Below are 17735 nucleotides of genomic sequence, written 5' to 3'. Positions count from 1 at the left end.
TAAAATAGGTTTGGGCTTAAAAAGCCTAAGCCAATCTAAAACTCAAAGGAGAGTATATTATGTCTAGTATTACAGAGATCTATGCACGCGAAGTCTTAGATTCACGTGGTAACCCAACAGTTGAAGCAGAAGTTTACACAGAAGCAGGTGCTTTTGGTCGTGGAATTGTTCCTTCAGGTGCATCTACAGGTGAACATGAAGCTGTTGAATTACGTGATGGCGACAAGTCACGTTACATGGGTAAAGGTGTAGAAAAAGCTGTTGCTAATGTTAACGATCTTATTGCAAAAGAGATTGTTGGTTACGAAGTTACAGACCAAGTTGCTATTGATAAAGCTATGATTGCTTTAGATGGTACACCTAACAAAGGTAAATTAGGCGCAAATGCTATTTTGGCTGTGTCAATTGCTGTTGCTCGTGCAGCTGCAGACGAATTACAAGTGCCTCTTTACAACTACCTTGGTGGTTTTAACGCACATGTTTTACCAACACCAATGATGAATGTTATCAACGGTGGTGCTCATTCTGACAACAAGGTTGATTTCCAAGAATTTATGATTATGCCTGTTGGTGCAAAGACAGTCAAAGAAGCAATTCGTATGGGTTCAGAAACTTTCCATAACCTACAAAAATTACTTGCTAAAGCAGGCAAAGTAACTTCAGTTGGTGATGAAGGTGGATTTGCACCTGACTTTGAGAACAACGAAGAACCTTTGAAATTCTTGATTGAAGCAATCGAAGCTGCTGGTTATAAACCAGGTAGCGATATTGCAATTGCCGTTGATGTTGCATCTTCAGAACTTTGGGATGGCGAAACTGGTAAATACAAATTACGTTGGTCAACTGGTGAAGAATTCACTACAGAAGAATTTATTAACTATCTTGAAGGTTTAGTTGATAAGTATCCAATTATCTCGATCGAAGATCCTATTGATGAAAATAATTGGGATGACTGGAAAACAATTACTGATAAGCTTGGTAAGAAAGTTCAACTTGTTGGTGATGATTTCTTTGTTACAAACACAGAATACTTGAAAAAAGGTATTAAGATGGGTGCTGCAAACTCTATCCTTATTAAAGTTAACCAAATTGGTACTTTAACTGAAACTGCAGAAGCAATCGAAATGGCTAAAGAAGCTGGTTATACTGCTATTGTTTCTCATCGTTCTGGTGAAACTGAAGATACATCAATTGCAGACTTGGTTGTTGCTACAAATGCAGGCCAAATCAAGACTGGTTCAATGAGTCGTACAGACCGTATTGCTAAGTACAACCAGTTGATGAGAATTGAAGATCAATTGAGTGAAAGTGTTGCCCAATATAAGGGTATTCATTCTTTCTACAATTTAAGTGAGCAAGCTCGTCAAGACATTGAAAGCAAATAATTAAATAACTATTACTGTAAATTTTACGGATAGTTTTTAAATATATTTGTTAAAAGAGAGGCTAAGTCAAAATTACTTTGACTGGGTCTCTTTTTTTATAATAAAATTATTTAATAGATCAACTATTCATAGGAGTATTTATTGTTAATTAGAATTAAGTAAGTTTTATTTAAATAATGCAAAAACTCAAGTCAGTAGTTAATTTGAAATACTTACGAGGTGATAATAATCACAAGTAATAAAACTAACTGGAAAAAAAATTTTTTTTATGCTACATTATAATAGATATAGATTACCTATGGAGTGAGGGGGTAAAAGTTTGTATAATTTAATTTTAACTATTTTATTAATTGTATCTGTATTAATAATTATCGCAGTGATGATGCAACCAGCAAAAAATGATAATGCGGCTTCTGCTTTATCAGGTGGAGCAGCCGATTTGTTTAGTAAGCAAAAGCCTCGGGGATTTGAAGCTTTTATGCAGAAAGTGACGGCTGTACTAGGGATAATTTTCTTTGTACTTTCGTTGGCTCTAGTTTATATTTCAGCGCATTGATAAAAGTATTCCTCCTGTTTGACTTTGTGTTTAGGGGAGGCTTGCTTTTTTTTTGTTTTAATAATGATTAATAGTTTATAATAGATAATCAAGTAAATAAACGAGGAAATTAATGGAAAATAATATTATTAAGGAAAAAATACTTAAAAAATTAAGAGAATCACCAGATCGTGATTTTCAAGCTCAAGAAATTGCAGAAGCAATTGCTATGACAACGGCGGTCCAGTTTAAATTTGTTGTACAAGCATTAGCTCAATTAGAACATGACAAGGAAATTAGACTTAATCAAAATGGAGCATTTACAATTGCTAAAGATGATTCATTGCCTAAATTTGAGGGTGTTTTTCATGCAAATGAACGAGGCTTTGGTTTTGTAACAGTTGATGTAGAAACACCTGATTTTTTTATTAATCCAACCCAAACAATGGCAGCTTTAAATGGTGATGAAGTTGAAGTCATAATGCTCAGAGAAGCAGATGAAAAAACTGGAAGAGGTCCTGAAGGAAAAGTTGTAGGGATAGTAAAACATTCTATTGAACAAGTGGTAGGTGAATTCGAAAAAGATAGTTCAGTGCAATATGAGGAAGGAATTATTGGAACTATTAAGTTAAAGGATCGTAAATTAGCACGTTACACTTTTTTGGTTGAAGACAAAGGACTAAATCCGGTACCAGGAGAGGTGATTTTAGCTGATATTACTGCCTACCCAGATGCACACGAACCAGGTATTCTAAAAGGTGTTGCAAAAAAGGTTATAGGTAATGTCAATGATCCTGGAATTGATATCTTACAAGTAGTTTACCAACACGATATTCCTACAAAGTTTCCGGACGAAGTAATGGCTGAAGTTGATAAAATTCCAGATTTTGTTACTGAAAGTGAACGGATTGGTCGAGTTGATTTGACAAATCAGGATTTAGTAACAATTGATAGTATTGAATCAAAAGATTTGGATGATGCTGTTACAGCTTGGAAAATGGAAAATGGAAATTATCATTTAGGTGTGCATATTGCTGATGTTTCTCATTATGTAAGAACAGGCACTGCTCTTAACGATGAAGCTTTTTCCCGTGGAACCTCAGTATATTTAACTGATCGGGTAATTCCGATGTTACCGCACAAATTATCGAATGGAATTTGTTCATTGAATCCAAAAGTTGAACGACTGGCAATGAGTTGTGAAATGGAGATAGATTCTGATGGTAATGTGCTCAATCATAAAATTTTTCCAAGTGTTATTAAAACGACGGAGAGAATGACTTATATTGCTATTAATAAAATTCTTGAGTCACATGATGAAAAAACAATGGCACGTTATGAAAATTTGGTACCTATGTTTGAAACAATGAATGAGCTTCATAAAATTTTACTCAAAATGAGGAAAAGAAGAGGTGCAATTGAGTTTGAGGACACCGAAGCGAAGATAATTGTTGATGAAAAAGGGCATCCAACAGATATCCAGTTGCGTGAACGTGGGACGAGTGAGAGAATGGTTGAGTCATTTATGCTAGCTGCAAATGAGACTGTTGCAGAACATTTTAATCACTTGCGGGTGCCTTTTATTTACCGTATTCATGAAACCCCTAAAGCCGAGAAAATGTTATCTTTTTTTGAGGCTTTATCAAGTTTAGGAATAGAAGTATCAGGAAGTAGTAATGATGTAAAGCCTAAAATGTTACAGACAATTTTAAAGAAGGTTGCTGGCAAACCTGAAGAAGCTATGGTATCCACAATGCTTTTACGATCAATGCAACAAGCTAAGTATTCGGATCAACCATTAGGTCATTTTGGATTAGGTGCAGAGGACTATACTCACTTTACGTCACCAATTAGAAGATATCCGGATTTATTAGTGCATCGGTTAATTCGTTTTTATGAGCAAAATGGAATTGATGAAGAGTCAAGGGAAGAGTATAAACAGGAAATACCTGAGATTGCTTTGCATAGTTCTCAAATGGAACGACGTGCAATTGATGCTGAACGTGATACAGATGCAATGAAAAAGGCTGAATATATGGCCGATCATGTTGGCGAAGAATTTGATGCAGTTGTTAGTTCAGTTACAAAATTTGGAATGTTTGTTGGGTTGCCTAACACAGTTGAAGGCCTTATTCATATAAGTGAAATGAAAGACGATTATTATGAATACTTGGAGAAACATATGGTTTTAGTTGGTCGTCACAGTAAGCGAACGTATCGAATTGGCCAACCAATTAGAGTTAAACTAGTTAACGTTAATGTCGACCAAAAAGAAGTTGATTTTACGTTGTTGAATCCAGAAAATGCACCCAAAACGGATTTACTTGATAAATCAGGGCAGGGTAATTCTAATAGAAGAAACGGCAATGATAAAAAATATCAAGGAAATCATAAGTATGATAATGGCAAAAAAGGCCAATTTAAGAAAAATGATAAGCAGCATGGATACCGGCCTTTTAAGGACAAACTAAAAAAAAGACATTGATGGCAAGTAATGTTAGGAGTGTATACAATGGTAAAAAAGAAGATTGATATCCCACCATTGGCTCAAAATAAGAAGGCAAGCCATGATTATACAATAATTGACACTGTTGAAACTGGAGTTGTTTTGACAGGAACGGAGATCAAGTCTGTACGAGCAAGGCGTATAAATCTTAAGGATGGTTTTGCTCAAGTTCGAAATGGAGAAGTATGGTTAATGAATGTTCATATCTCTCCATACGAACAAGGTAATCAATTCAATCATGATCCATTAAGAAATCGAAAGTTATTACTTCACAAGAAACAAATTATAGATTTAGATAAAAAAACATCAGATAAAGGGATAACATTAGTACCTTTAAAAGTATATATCAAAAGTGGATTTGCAAAGGTTTTACTTGGAGTTGGAAAAGGGAAACATGATTATGATAAGCGTGAAACAATTAAGCGTAAAGATCAAGAACGACAAATTCAAAGAAGCTTAAAGAATTTTGGTTGATAATACAAGGATGTTATAAGATTCTAAATGAATCTAATAAAAGATAGTTTAACGTTTAAGATATGATAAAGTTGAAATTCAAATTTCATCTTTGACAACATACCTTATTTATTACGTTAAGCTATCTTTTTTAATTGAAGAATAATAGATTATTTGTGATTCTACCTAATTTTATTACAATTCTTAAGAAAATAGTAATATTGAAACATAGAAGTAACATTTTGTAAGCTACCCGCAACCAATGAATTTATTAGAGTGCGTATAATATTTCTAGGTAAAGGGGTTATTTTTTATGAAATTAATTGGTGTTTGTATAAAGTATAGCGTAATAGCGATACTTATAGTTACAACAATGATTAGCAGTGTTTCAGCTGATACGGTCAGTGATTTACAAGGAAAACAAGATAGTGCACAAAAACAATTGGATAATAACAATAATCAATTATCCAATGAAATAAGTGCGGTAAACCAAGTATATCAAGACATACAGCAGTTAAATACTGAAAAAAAAGAAATGAGCGATAAAATAACAGCTGTTAAACAAAAACTAGTTACAGCTAAAATTGAGAAACAAAAAAGAATTACAGATGCAAAGGAACGGTTGAGAGAACTTCAATTGAGGGAAGGTACAAATACGACCATTCAAATTTTGGAGAACTCTAGTAATTTAACGCAGTGGTTGGGTGATATAATTGCATTAGGACGGCTGCAAGCTGTTTATAATGACAGTTTAGGTTTAGTTAAGCAAAGTGTAAATCAGATTGAAAATGATCAAAAACAATTGCTAACGTATCAATCAAGTTTGAACGTACAGTCTAGAAGTTTGGTTTCCAAGAAAAATCAGATGACCACATCATTGAATTCTTTGAAGCAACTTGTCAAGAATAATCAAGCAACAGTAGCTACGCTTGCAAACAAAGTTGCATGGGCAAAAGAAAGTGCAGCAGAGGAAGTAGCTGCAAAAAATGCTGAGCAAACTACGCAAGCAAATAGCACACAAGCAACAAATAGTACCTCATCAACAACTGCCTCAAGGCAAAGTGAAGATGCAAATAGTAATACATCTTCAACTTCAAATAGTAGTGAGGCAACAGCTACTACAACCAATATTAGCACCTCAAAGACGCTTGTTATGCAGTCAACTGGGTATTCAACAGAACAAAGTGGATTGAGTGCATACAGTGCGACTGGTATTAATTTAAGAGAGCATCCAAATTGCATAGCAGTAGATCCCAGTGTAATTCCGTTGGGAAGTATCGTTTGGGTTTCAGGTTATGGTGTGACAGTTGCAGGTGATACAGGTGGTGCAATAAAGGGAAACATAATTGATGTTCATTTTGCAACTGTTGGACAAGCAAATAGCTGGGGACGACGGACTGTAACAGTTAAAATATTAAGCTGATTTCGATTATTAGAGAAATAAAACTCTAGCTGTGATTTAAAGTAATAGCTCTAAGTTCACTAAAAAGAGTCCTGGGTATTTTATAACCTAGGACTCTTTTTATATTTGAATGGATACTTGATGCAAGAAAATGATTAGTTATGTGTAATTAAAATTCTCGATTGGATTTCTGAAGGTGACTTTTTCTGAAAAAAATTTAGATGTGTCATAACTAAATATATGAGCGACTTGCAGATGAACTATAATTATTAGTATTACTGTATTTTTCTTTGAAGGTGATTATAATTATGGTTGCCCAAAATTTTAAATCCAACTTTTTCAAATCCAAGACTTTTATATAATTTTTCTGCGCGGGGGTTCTCCCAGTCAACATTAAGCCCCATTTTTTCTATGTTTTGGTCTTTCACTATTGAATTTGTTAAAGCTAATAATTCACTTCCAATTCCTTGATTTTGATATGTTGGATCAACAACAATTGAATTTAGATACCATTCATTTGGAAGAGTTTCAAGGTCGGTGAATATTTTGAGCGATGAATCAAGGCCAGCAATTTTTAGAAATGAATGCATAAGATCGTTCATTTTTTCTTCATTTTCAGCCGGATAGCCATATAAGAATCCGACTACTAAATTATTTTTTGTAGCAACATAAGTCTGGGACCATTTACCCAAAAATTCTGGAGTTTCAAATGAATTTTGGATTACAATATTTAATTTAGAACGGTCGATTCTTTTGATTGTTTCTAGCATCATTTCATCAACAATTATATTGAATAGGGAAACAATTGCTGGTGCATCTTTTTTTGTAGCTTTTCGAATTTGCAAATCAAACGCTCCTTTTAAAATGGACCGATTCAATTAGTTATATTTAATTTGGAATCGGTAACGAAATTGGCCCTTTTTGTTGGTTGAGTTCTCAAAATAATCTAAGATGGCTACAATACAAAGGCAAAGTGGTTCCTTACTTTTTTTTGAAATAGTTAACTCCAAAAAACTACCTGAGGCTAGCAAAACTTCTTGTAGAGACATTATTAAATCTTTTTTTTGATATATTTTGTAGTTGAAATTTGGAATGTTACCTGTAACTATCCAATTTAACCCTCTAATAAGAATTAAATCTTTGCTCGCAAAATTAATTCTACGAAGAATACCAACTTTTTGATTGTTAGCAAAAAGTTCAAACTTGGGGAAAACCCCGAATCCACGTTGTTTTATATGTGCTAACAACTCTCCAGAGATTGAATATACGGATAAAACATCTTGATGCCTTCCCCAATTGCCAACAACAAGGTAGATTGCCTTCGAATTTTCATCAACAATTTTAGTGGCACCTTGAGCACTTAGACGATAGCGGTGGGCATACAAGTTGCGCAATTCAAAACCTCCTTTTACGTTAGTTAATTATAAAATTTATTTTTCTTGAAGTACTTCTTCAATAGCAAGGCCTACGCCGTCTTCCGTATTGCTTTTGGTTAAACGGTTGGCAGTACGCTTTACTTCAGTAATTGCATTACCCATAGCATAACTTACTCCTGCAACCTTTAACATTGACATATCATTATTGTTGTCCCCAATTGCCATAACGTTATCCATTGGAATATTCAGTAAATCGGCAAATGCTTGTAGAGCTTTTCCTTTTTGGGCATTTACATGGTTAATTTCGATATTTGAGCTCGAAGAAGAGGTAACAACTAATGAGTCAAATTTTTTTAGCTCTTCTCTAATTGGATCCAGATCGCTCGCCCCTTTGTTACTAAAAGTTACGAATTTATAGATTTTTAACGCTGGATCTTCAATAATATTTAGATAATCATCGGTATAATTGATATTCATCAATTCAAAACGAGCTGCAGCCATTGAAACAGCTAACTTATAAGGTGTTTCTGGGCTGACATTTGTTAACAATTCAGCAAAATTTTCGATACGATTTGTTTTGCTGTCAGAATAAATACCTGCTGATGTTACAATTTCAAAATATAATCCTTTCTTTTTCAATACATGTAAAACATTACTAGAAAGTGTGTCATTTATCGGGGAAGAACTTATAAGTTTTCCAGTTTCATCAAATACTTGTGCACCATTTAAAGTAATCATTGGACAATTGAAACCAGCTTCTTCAATCAGTGGTTTAATTTCGGTATATCCGCGACCAGAGGAAACAACAAAATGTACACCTAATTGTTGTGCGGTCTTAATAGCAGCTGCATTTTTTTTTGAAATAACCATACGATCGTTAAGAAGAGTCCCATCCATATCAGAAGCAATAATCTTTATCATCCTTTTTCCTCCATTTTAATTCATCTTTAGGTACATCTTACCATGAATAGATGATTTTTTTTAGTAGGTTAATTCTTTAAAAATAAATTCGCTGAAAAACTAATGAGAGCTATTATTTTTTAAAAATAAATATGTTAAAATTAATGCGAGGTGTCGCAAATGAAAACGCTTATTCATAATGATTGGCAAGAAATTTTAGAACCCGAGTTTCAAAAACAATATTATTTAGAGTTGCATAATTTTTTAAAAAAAGAATATGCAAGTCAAAATATTCATCCAGATATGTTTCAGATTTTTCAAGCTTTTGAATGGACTCCATTTTCAAAAGTCAAGGTCTGTATATTAGGCCAAGATCCATATCACGGTGCAAAACAAGCTCATGGGTGTAGCTTTTCTGTTTTACCAGGAGTTAAAGTTCCACCATCATTGCAAAATATTTATAAGGAATTAGAAAGTGATCTAGGATATAAGCCGGTTAAGCATGGCTATTTGGAGAAATGGGCCAAACAGGGGGTCTTGCTTTTAAATACGGTTTTAACTGTTCGTGATGGTCAAGCATTTTCCCATCGGGGTAAGGGATGGGAATTGCTGACTGATAGGGCAATTCAAAGTTTGTCGGACAGAAAAACCCCGGTTATCTTTATTTTGTGGGGGAAAGCTGCTCAAGATAAGATAAAGTTGATTAATCAAAAAAAGAATATTGTAATAGCTTCACCCCATCCTAGCCCGTTATCTGCCCATCGTGGTTTTTTTGGGTCAAAACCATTTTCAAAGACAAATCTTGCACTTAAAGCAATGGATGAAGAACCGATTGATTGGAAATTACCAGAGGATCCAGAAGATATTAATTAGGAGGAATTATGATGGATTTATTTGAAAATTTGATTAGTAAAATTAAGGGAGAAGGGAAAAAAATTGTTTTCCCTGAAGGAAATGATGAAAGAATTGTAAATGCAGCGATACGATTAGCGGATGAGGGAATTATTAACAGTGTTATTCTAGGAAATGAAGTACAAATAAAAAAAATTGCCAAATTAGATATTCTACCAAATGATGTTTCAGTAATAGATATTACAAAATATCCTAAAGAAGAATTTGAGAAAATGGTTAACTCTTTTGTCGAAAGAAGGAACGGGAAAAATACTGTAGATCAAGCAAGAAAAATGTTACAAGATGTTAATTATTTTGGAACAATGCTTGTTTATATGGGAATAGCTGATGGATTAGTTTCAGGTGCTGTTCATCCAACGGGGGATACAGTGAGACCGGCATTACAAATTATCAAGACGAGGCCTAAAACAACAAGAACTAGTGGGGCCTTTATAATGACACGTGGAGATGAGAGATATTTATTTGCTGATTGTGCAATTAATATTAATCCTAATGAACAAGAATTAGCTGAAATTGCAGTTGAAAGTATTAGGACAGCCCGGCTGTTTGACATCGATCCTAAAGTTGCAATGCTTAGCTTTTCCACAAAAGGATCCGCTAAATCTGATGAGGTTACGAAGGTTAGTGAAGCTACAAAAATAGCAAAAGCGTTGGCACCAAAGGAACAAATTGATGGTGAATTACAGTTTGATGCTGCATTTATTGAATCAGTCGGATTAAAAAAGGCTCCTTCTTCAAATGTTGCCGGAAAGGCCAATGTTTTTGTCTTTCCGGAATTACAATCTGGAAATATTGGATATAAGATTGCACAAAGATTAGGTGGATTTGAGGCTATAGGGCCTATTTTACAAGGACTTAATCAACCAGTGTCAGATTTGTCTCGTGGAGCTAATGAAGATGATGTTTATAAGGTTGCAATAATTACAGCTTTGCAAGCCACTTTATAAAGTTTTAAGATAAGGATTGATTTGTGATGAAAATTTTTGCAAAAAATGAAGCAGAGACTAAAAAGTATGCCTATTTACTTGCGCAGATTTTAAAACCTAACGATATAGTTTTGCTAAATGGTGATTTAGGTGCGGGAAAAACAACTTTTACTAAGGGCCTTGCATTAGGCCTTGGCATTCAAAGAAATGTCAAGAGTCCAACTTTTAATTTAGTTAAAGAATATCGCGACGGTAAGCTACCTTTATTTCATATGGATTTATATCGACTTGAAGGCTTTGGTGCTGGTGATTTGGAACTTTCAGAGTATTTTAATAGTAATGGTGTCTGTGTTTTGGAATGGTCAGAATTTGTTGCAGAAGATATTCCAAAAGACAATTTAGTAGTTAATTTGTATAAGAATGGTGAGCATGATGAGTGGCGTGAATTAGAATTGATTGGTCATGGGAAACATTATGTTGAGTTAATTGAACTATTTAAGGAATTACTAAAAACCAGGGAAGAATGAAATAAACTATTATCATTTTAAGATGAGTTCGAGTTCACATATGGAATATCAAACAATTAACCTGAAAGGCGGTTCTTACACTACTTTAAAAGTTTTTATTATCACAAAGATAAAAAACAATATATAGTGTACGTTTATTTTAATAACACTATTTGTTGTATTAAATATCACCTGGGCATACAATATATATATTATATTGTTGCAAGGGGGAAAAATTTATGATAGTAGATATTCAAGAAATTAACAATGTGAAAAGTCCAACATACTTTACTAAACGTGATGGCAGTAGAATGAATTTTGCTTCTTACAAAATCGGAATAATATTTGATGAAATGGGTTTAGAGCAACAAAAGGAAGTACTAATTCAGCAAGTTTTGAAGGAAATTAATGGAGTAGTAAATGTAACAGCACATGAAGTTCACCGTAGTGTTATCAATGTATTAAATAAAAACGGGTTACAAAATAAAGCTATTGAATATATAAAAGTTTATAAAAAAAATGAGGAGTATTGGCAAGAACAAACAAATCCCAACCGTAGATTAGAACGTTTGCAAGTCAAGGATCCTTCTTTGGTTCATGAAAATGCAAATAAAGACAGCAATGTTTTTAACACACAAAGAGATTTAACAGCAGGTGCAGTGGGAAAGACTCTTGGATTAAAAATGATGCCAATGTATATTGCTAAGGCACATTTACGTGGAGATATTCATTATCATGACTTAGATTATACTCCATGGAGTCCGATGACTAATTGCTGTTTGATTGACTTTAAAGAGATGTTGACAAATGGTTTTAAAATTGGAAATGCTGAGGTAGAAACACCACATTCAATTCAAACTGCGACTGCCCAAATGGCACAAATTATTGCTAATGTCGCTTCGAGTCAGTATGGTGGTTGTTCTGCTGACAGAGTTGATGAACTTTTGGCTCCTTTTGCTCAAAAAAATTTTAAGAAGCATTTAAACGATGCTAAAGATTATATAGAAGATAATGAAAAGTTACATGAATTTGCGAAAAAGAAAACAAAAAAAGATATTTATGATGCAATGCAAGGACTTGAATATGAAATAAACACATTATTTTCGTCACAGGGGCAAACTCCTTTTACAACATTAGGATTTGGTCTAGGGACTTCTTGGATTGAACGTGAGATTCAAAAAGCCATTTTAAAAATTAGAATAAAGGGTCTAGGTAAAGAAAAAAGAACAGCAATATTTCCAAAACTAGTTTTCACTTTAAAAAGTAATTTGAATTTAAAGCCCGAAGATCCAAACTATGATATTAAAGAATTGGCGATTGAATGTGCTACTAAAAGAATGTACCCAGATATCTTGATGTACGATAAAATTAAAGAATTAACTGGTAGTTTTAAGGTACCTATGGGGTGTCGCAGTTTCTTGCAAGGATGGAAAGATGAATTTGGAAAAGAAGTTAATTCAGGCAGGATGAATTTAGGCGTAGTTACTGTTAATCTTCCTAGAATCGCACTTGAAGCTCGGAAGAATAAGAAACTATTTTGGAAGATTTTTAATGAAAGAATGCTGATTTGTAAAGAAGCATTGGTTTTTAAAGCCAAAAGGGTTGAAGAAGCAATTCCCGCGAATGCGCCAATCTTGTATCAATATGGGGCTTTTGGAAAGCGATTAAGTGAAACTGATAAAGTTTCTTCACTTTTCAGAAAAAGAAGAGCAACGATTTCACTTGGCTATATTGGTCTATATGAGGTTGGTACTGCCTTTTATGGCCCGGATTGGGAGCATAACGAAGAAGCACATAATTTTACAGTTGAAATTGTGCGTCAACTAAAAGAAAATTGTGTAGCTTGGTCTGATGAATTTGATTATCATTTTAGTGTATATTCCACACCTAGTGAATCTTTAACAGACCGTTTTTGTGTTCTTGATACAAAACGGTTTGGTAAAATTAAGGATATTACTGATAAGGAGTATTATACTAATAGTTTCCATTATGATGTAAGAAAACATCCATCACCATTTGAAAAACTTACATTTGAAAAAGACTATCCTAAATATGCATCGGGTGGTTTTATCCATTATTGTGAATATCCTAATTTAAAGCAAAATCCTAGAGCTTTGGAGGCTGTTTGGGATTGGGCATATGATAAAGTTGGATACTTAGGAACAAATACTCCAATTGATCACTGTTTTAAATGTGGATTTGATGGTGAGTTTAAGCCAACAGCTAGAGGATTTGAATGCCCGGATTGCGGTAATCACGATCCAAAAACCTGTGATTGTGTGAAGCGTACATGTGGTTACTTGGGTAATCCTCTCCAAAGACCAATGGTTCATGGTAGACACGTTGAAATTGCATCTCGCAAAAAAAATTTATTTGATGGGATGTGATAAGAAGTGGCTGAAAGAATAAAAAAAGAGCGTAGGCCAAAAAATCCAAGTGCAAAAGAATGGTTAGCAAGTGATTTAAGTCAAGAATTTGTTGCGGATTACAAGCCATTTAACTTTGTAGATGGAGAAGGTGTTCGATGCAGCTTATATGTAAGTGGGTGTAAATTTGCTTGCCCAGGATGCTATAACAAAGTTGCGCAAAGCTTTCGTTATGGAACTCGATATACACAGGAATTGGAAGATTTAATTATAGCAGATATCGGTGCTGAATATTGTCAAGGATTAACACTATTAGGCGGGGAGCCATTTTTGAATACCCAGGTTTGTTTAAAACTGGTCAAAAGAGTGAAAAAAGAGTACGGAAATACGAAAGATATTTGGTCTTGGAGCGGCTATAAATGGGATGAATTATTAAAGGAATCAGCTGATAAATTAGAGTTACTTTCTTTGATTGATATATTGGTTGATGGTAGATTTGAACTTGGTAAAAAAGATTTAACTCTACAATTTAGAGGTAGTTCTAATCAACGAATAATTGATGTACAAAAGAGTTTAAAAAATGATAAAGTGATTTTGTGGGATAAGTTATTACGATAAGACAGCTATTTTTTATTCAGACTACAAAAATAATATCAATTTTTAAATGAATATTATATTTAATTGCTAGGACTGTAGTCTAATAATGAAATACATTTTCTTAGAAAAAAGCGAGACCGGATCAATTTGATTCGGTCTCGCTTAATTTAACAATAATCATTCGGATTTGCATCTAAAGGCGGATAGAAATCCATTTCTGAATCACGGTAGTCCCACCATTCTTCTGAATAACCAACAAAACCCGCTTTAATCATTGCTTGATTTAAAATTTGATAGTTAGTTTCTTCTTCATTACTACGAACAAAATTACGATTGGCCTTTTCTGAAAAATCATCAAAGTCACTTTGCATTAGGACATTTTTTCTATTTTTATCAACTAATGTTAAATCAAATGTAACTCCTTTTTGATGACTAAAATTAGGGTTTGGTTCTGCAACAAAAGTAGGATCAGGATAAACTTCAAACAGTTTTTTTTGTGCACGCACAGGACGATATGCGTCCCATACTTTTAAAAAATACCCTTTTTCTTTAACAATTCTACTTGCAACAACCAGTTTATTTGCAGTTCCAGTCCGTGCAATCGCTGTTTTGAAATCATAAATTATTTGGTGTGTAAAGTTATCAATTGTTGCATACTTGAGATCAACAATAATTTCAGAATCTAATCTTTGTATATTTGAAAAACCTGTTTTTTTTGAATCCATAATGATTTCTCCTATGTTAGGGTAAGTTAATGTTAATGAGATAAGTTCTTTTTTTGAGAATATAAACTATTAAAGGAATCAATCTTGGTTAGAACAAAATTATTCGCATTTTGCCATGTTTTATAATTTTTTTCGTTTGACCAATTAGAAATTATTAAAAACTTAAAATCGCTATCAAAGGATTGACAACAAAGAAATGAGAGTGAGTCTGTAGGAATTATTTTTAGTTTAGATAAGTAAGTTTCTTGCTCCCTAATATCTAAAGAGAAGTAATTAAAGAACCAAAGAGAGTCAATGTTATTATTTAGTTGACCATTTAATATTTTGAAATTTAAATTTGATTTAAAAAAAGTAGAGTTAAGGTCAATTGTGATTAACGCATATTGTTGATGGTTATTATTATCTACAAAATAAAAGAATGGTTTATCAGTATTTCTGGTTGTAATGTTGGTAAGTACGGATGGAGAACCAAAAGTTAAATGAAGTTTTTCCATAATATATTCTCCTTAAATTTGATAAAATAATTGTGTTATAATTATACTAGGTTGGAAAGGGTGATAGGTATTGAAAATTACTGTTTTGGGAATGTATGGTGGCTATCCGTTTGCAGGTAAAGGAACAAGCAGTTATTTGATCCAAGCCAAGGGCTTTAATTTACTTCTAGACTGTGGCAGTGGGGCATTAATGAGTCTTGAAAAATATATAGATCCGCTGAAATTAGATGCAGTATTACTTTCGCACTATCACAATGATCATATCGCGGACATAGGTGTTTTACAATATTATTGGCAGTTAAACAATCAAGAAGTTGGTGACAAGATATTGCCAATCTATGGTCATGATGAAGATAAAAATCATTTTGATGAGTTAACTTGGGCAAGGGCAACAGTTGGAATTGCATATAATCCAAACGAAGTTTTAAATATAGGACCTTTTAATATCTCTTTTTTGAAAACTAAACATCCGGTTGTTACGTATGCAATAAGAATTGAAGATCTTCTAGAAAAGAAGGTTATAACTTACACTGCAGATACAGCAGAAATTCAACAGATGGTAGCATTTGCGCAAGGCTCTGATTTGCTGATTACAGATACGAATTATAGTGCAGATAAAGAAGGAACAAAGTGGCATATGACATCAACCGAATCTGCTAAACTAGCAGTTAACTCAGTCTCAAAAAAATTGATGCTTTCTCATTTACCACAAAAGATAGCTGCAACAAGCCTGGTAGAAGAAGCAAAATTGATTACTAAGAACAAAGTTGAAGTTTTTTCGGCTTTTGTAGGTCTGAGTGAAAAAGTATAAAAAAAAGGTTCAAAAAATACCCTTGAATATTAAAAATCATAATATAAAATAATATAATTTAAAGAAGAGAAAGTTCATCATTGCTTTTAAATTAGTACTTTAAAAAAAAAAAGGTGCTTTATCATAATGAAATGTTATGATAATGATAACTTTTGCCTTAATTTAATTTAAAAAGCAAAACTGTAATAGCAAGTAAGAGTCAAATGCTTTGCTCCTTTTATAGCTGTTTAATCTAATAAACGTAGCTGTTTTCAAAAAAAAAATTTTTTTTTAAAAAAATAAGGTGTTAATTTTTTGAGACAAGTGTTATAATAATATTGTAAACGATATTATTTGTTGGTTGTTATTTATGTAAAGGGGCGAAAAATTATGGTTACTTTATACACATCACCTAGTTGTACTTCTTGTCGTAAGGCGCGTACATGGTTAAAGAAACATGATATTCCTTTTAAAGAGCGAAATATTTTTTCGGAGCCATTAAATATTAATGAAATTAAGCAGATTTTACAAATGACTGAAAATGGTACAGAGGAAATTATTTCTAAACGTTCAAAAGCATATCAGAAATTGAATGTTGATTTGGATGATATTCCATTGAAACAGCTGTTTGATTTAGTACAAGAGAATCCTGGATTATTGAGAAGACCAATTATTCTTGATGAAAAAAGGTTGCAAGTTGGATATAATGAAGATGAAATTCGGAGATTTTTGCCTCGTGAGGTTAGAGCTTTAGAATTAAGAAGAGCACAAGAACTTGCGGGTTTCTAAAATTTTAATAAAAGTATTATTTATTTTTCTGATCTTGGCGCATCGACATTGATTTCGTCAAGGTCTTTTTGTATACTTAAAACAGTGTAGGTTACTTTTGTTAGTGTAGTTGCTGATTTTTTTAATATTTAGCTCAAGGCTTCTTTTTTTAACATAAAGTGCTTTACAATTTTGTTATTTTAGTTATCATTAAGCAAGAGGGTTATATCGGAAAGGTGGGTGATCTCAATGGAGATGGAGAAAATCAACGATAATACTATTAGAGTATTGCTTGAAACAGATGATTTGACCGAACGAGGGATTACTGTTTTGGACTTATTAGGTAGTCGCAAAGAAATTGAAAGCTTTTTTTATAGTATTTTGGACGAAGTTGATATTGATAATGAATTTCGAGAAAATGATGCTGTAACTTTTCAGTTGTTGCCAAATAGAAATGGATTGGAACTGTTTATTAGCAAAATAAATCCGAAAGAACTAGATGAATATAGTGATGAACAAGATAAAGATGATTTGGATGATTCAAAAAATCTTGATACTGATGAAGATAACGGAACTGAAGAAGAGGAAAAACCACGAAACTTTACTGATGATGTTCGGTTTACATTTCTTGAACCTGATGGAAGTGAAGGTAGGGATGTAACTGAATTGCTACACCAAGGTTTGCTAAATGGTATCGAAAAAAATAAGCAAAAAAATTCTGGAAATGATGAAGATGGGATTTCTGAATATTTGAATGATAAAAACCTCGAACGTAAGCACTATGTTGTAGAGTTTAATGATTTTGAAGATTTTGTTGACTTGGCCAAAGTTTTAAGGGTAGAAAATGTGGCGACAAATTTATATTTGTTGGGGAATAAATATTTTCTAGATTTAATTTTCTTTGTAGATCAAATGAGTGGTAGTCAAGTTAAAGATATTTTGGCATTAACTGTTGAATATGGTAAGCGTGTTAACTTGTCTCCTGATATTTTAGAAGAGCGTGGAAGATGTATCTTCAGATCATCTGCACTTGAACTTTCAAGGTACTATTTTAAATAATTATAATTTAACCTCTGATAATTGCGTATTTAGTT

Annotated in this window: 18 protein-coding genes; 13 read left to right on the top strand and 5 right to left on the bottom strand. The window is 33.1% G+C overall.

The window, feature by feature from the left end; all coding sequences use genetic code 11:
- Positions 1–59 precede the first annotated feature (59 nt).
- The 5 genes from eno to FC80_RS07425 all read left to right on the top strand — a co-directional run bounded on the left by eno (position 60) and on the right by FC80_RS07425 (position 6302).
- Positions 60–1385 carry a phosphopyruvate hydratase gene (eno, locus tag FC80_RS07445; protein WP_057829513.1) on the top strand — a complete coding sequence of 442 codons (1326 nt, stop codon included), beginning with the start codon at positions 60–62 and terminating at the stop codon, positions 1383–1385.
- A gap of 319 nt (positions 1386–1704) precedes the next feature.
- On the top strand, positions 1705–1941 hold the full coding sequence (gene secG, locus FC80_RS07440) for a preprotein translocase subunit SecG (RefSeq protein ID WP_057829512.1): 237 nt from the start codon (positions 1705–1707) through the stop codon (positions 1939–1941).
- 112 nt (positions 1942–2053) lie between these two features.
- A complete protein-coding gene (rnr, locus tag FC80_RS07435; protein ID WP_057829511.1) occupies positions 2054–4405 on the top strand; it encodes a ribonuclease R in 2352 nt (783 codons plus the stop codon).
- A gap of 27 nt (positions 4406–4432) precedes the next feature.
- The gene (gene smpB / locus FC80_RS07430) at positions 4433–4900 is read left to right on the top strand and encodes an SsrA-binding protein SmpB (RefSeq protein ID WP_057829510.1); all 468 of its coding nucleotides are present in this window, start codon (positions 4433–4435) and stop codon (positions 4898–4900) included.
- Positions 4901–5192: 292 nt separating this feature from the next.
- On the top strand, positions 5193–6302 hold the full coding sequence (locus tag FC80_RS07425; protein ID WP_057829509.1) for a 3D domain-containing protein: 1110 nt from the start codon (positions 5193–5195) through the stop codon (positions 6300–6302).
- Between the two features lie 254 nt (positions 6303–6556).
- Here FC80_RS07425 and FC80_RS07420 read toward each other — a convergent pair whose 3' ends face one another.
- Genes FC80_RS07420 through FC80_RS07410 form a run of 3 tightly spaced genes read right to left on the bottom strand, consistent with a single transcriptional unit; the run spans position 6557 to position 8578 of the window.
- Complete coding sequence (locus tag FC80_RS07420) at positions 6557–7126, bottom strand: GNAT family N-acetyltransferase (RefSeq protein WP_057829508.1); 570 nt, start codon at positions 7124–7126, stop codon at positions 6557–6559.
- Positions 7127–7159: 33 nt separating this feature from the next.
- Positions 7160–7675 carry an LURP-one-related/scramblase family protein gene (locus FC80_RS07415; RefSeq protein WP_057829507.1) on the bottom strand — a complete coding sequence of 172 codons (516 nt, stop codon included), beginning with the start codon at positions 7673–7675 and terminating at the stop codon, positions 7160–7162.
- 36 nt (positions 7676–7711) lie between these two features.
- Positions 7712–8578 (bottom strand): Cof-type HAD-IIB family hydrolase, encoded by an 867-nt coding sequence (locus FC80_RS07410; RefSeq protein WP_057829506.1) that lies wholly within the window; start codon positions 8576–8578, stop codon positions 7712–7714.
- Between the two features lie 159 nt (positions 8579–8737).
- On the opposite strand from FC80_RS07410, the gene FC80_RS07405 reads away from it, so the two are divergent.
- From FC80_RS07405 to nrdG, 5 genes are all read left to right on the top strand, one after another.
- Complete coding sequence (locus FC80_RS07405; protein WP_057829505.1) at positions 8738–9430, top strand: uracil-DNA glycosylase; 693 nt, start codon at positions 8738–8740, stop codon at positions 9428–9430.
- An 11-nt stretch (positions 9431–9441) separates the two neighbouring features.
- Entirely contained in the window at positions 9442–10416 is a 975-nt protein-coding gene (gene pta, locus FC80_RS07400; protein ID WP_057829504.1) for a phosphate acetyltransferase, read from the top strand.
- A gap of 26 nt (positions 10417–10442) precedes the next feature.
- Positions 10443–10922 carry a tRNA (adenosine(37)-N6)-threonylcarbamoyltransferase complex ATPase subunit type 1 TsaE gene (tsaE, locus tag FC80_RS07395; protein WP_057829503.1) on the top strand — a complete coding sequence of 160 codons (480 nt, stop codon included), beginning with the start codon at positions 10443–10445 and terminating at the stop codon, positions 10920–10922.
- A gap of 218 nt (positions 10923–11140) precedes the next feature.
- Entirely contained in the window at positions 11141–13288 is a 2148-nt protein-coding gene (nrdD, locus tag FC80_RS07390; protein WP_057829502.1) for an anaerobic ribonucleoside-triphosphate reductase, read from the top strand.
- Between the two features lie 6 nt (positions 13289–13294).
- Positions 13295–13885: an anaerobic ribonucleoside-triphosphate reductase activating protein gene (gene nrdG, locus FC80_RS07385; RefSeq protein WP_057829501.1), complete on the top strand. Its 591-nt coding sequence runs from the start codon at positions 13295–13297 to the stop codon at positions 13883–13885.
- Between the two features lie 146 nt (positions 13886–14031).
- On the opposite strand, the gene FC80_RS07380 is transcribed toward nrdG, so the two are convergent.
- Both FC80_RS07380 and FC80_RS07375 read right to left on the bottom strand, forming a co-directional pair.
- Entirely contained in the window at positions 14032–14589 is a 558-nt protein-coding gene (locus FC80_RS07380; protein ID WP_057829500.1) for a M15 family metallopeptidase, read from the bottom strand.
- 32 nt (positions 14590–14621) lie between these two features.
- Positions 14622–15083 carry a hypothetical protein gene (locus tag FC80_RS07375; RefSeq protein ID WP_057829499.1) on the bottom strand — a complete coding sequence of 154 codons (462 nt, stop codon included), beginning with the start codon at positions 15081–15083 and terminating at the stop codon, positions 14622–14624.
- 70 nt (positions 15084–15153) lie between these two features.
- On the opposite strand from FC80_RS07375, the gene FC80_RS07370 reads away from it, so the two are divergent.
- From FC80_RS07370 to FC80_RS07360, 3 genes are all read left to right on the top strand, one after another.
- Complete coding sequence (locus FC80_RS07370) at positions 15154–15894, top strand: MBL fold metallo-hydrolase (RefSeq protein ID WP_057829498.1); 741 nt, start codon at positions 15154–15156, stop codon at positions 15892–15894.
- Positions 15895–16263: 369 nt separating this feature from the next.
- On the top strand, positions 16264–16662 hold the full coding sequence (locus FC80_RS07365) for a Spx/MgsR family RNA polymerase-binding regulatory protein (RefSeq protein ID WP_057829497.1): 399 nt from the start codon (positions 16264–16266) through the stop codon (positions 16660–16662).
- Positions 16663–16890: 228 nt separating this feature from the next.
- Positions 16891–17700 carry an adaptor protein MecA gene (locus tag FC80_RS07360; RefSeq protein ID WP_057829496.1) on the top strand — a complete coding sequence of 270 codons (810 nt, stop codon included), beginning with the start codon at positions 16891–16893 and terminating at the stop codon, positions 17698–17700.
- Positions 17701–17735: the final 35 nt, after the last annotated feature.

This window comes from Liquorilactobacillus cacaonum DSM 21116 (genome assembly GCF_001436735.1).
Classification (GTDB): Bacteria; Bacillota; Bacilli; order Lactobacillales; family Lactobacillaceae; genus Liquorilactobacillus; species Liquorilactobacillus cacaonum.
Note: the sequence above shows the minus strand (reverse complement) of the source record. Positions and strands in the feature narration are given on the sequence as shown.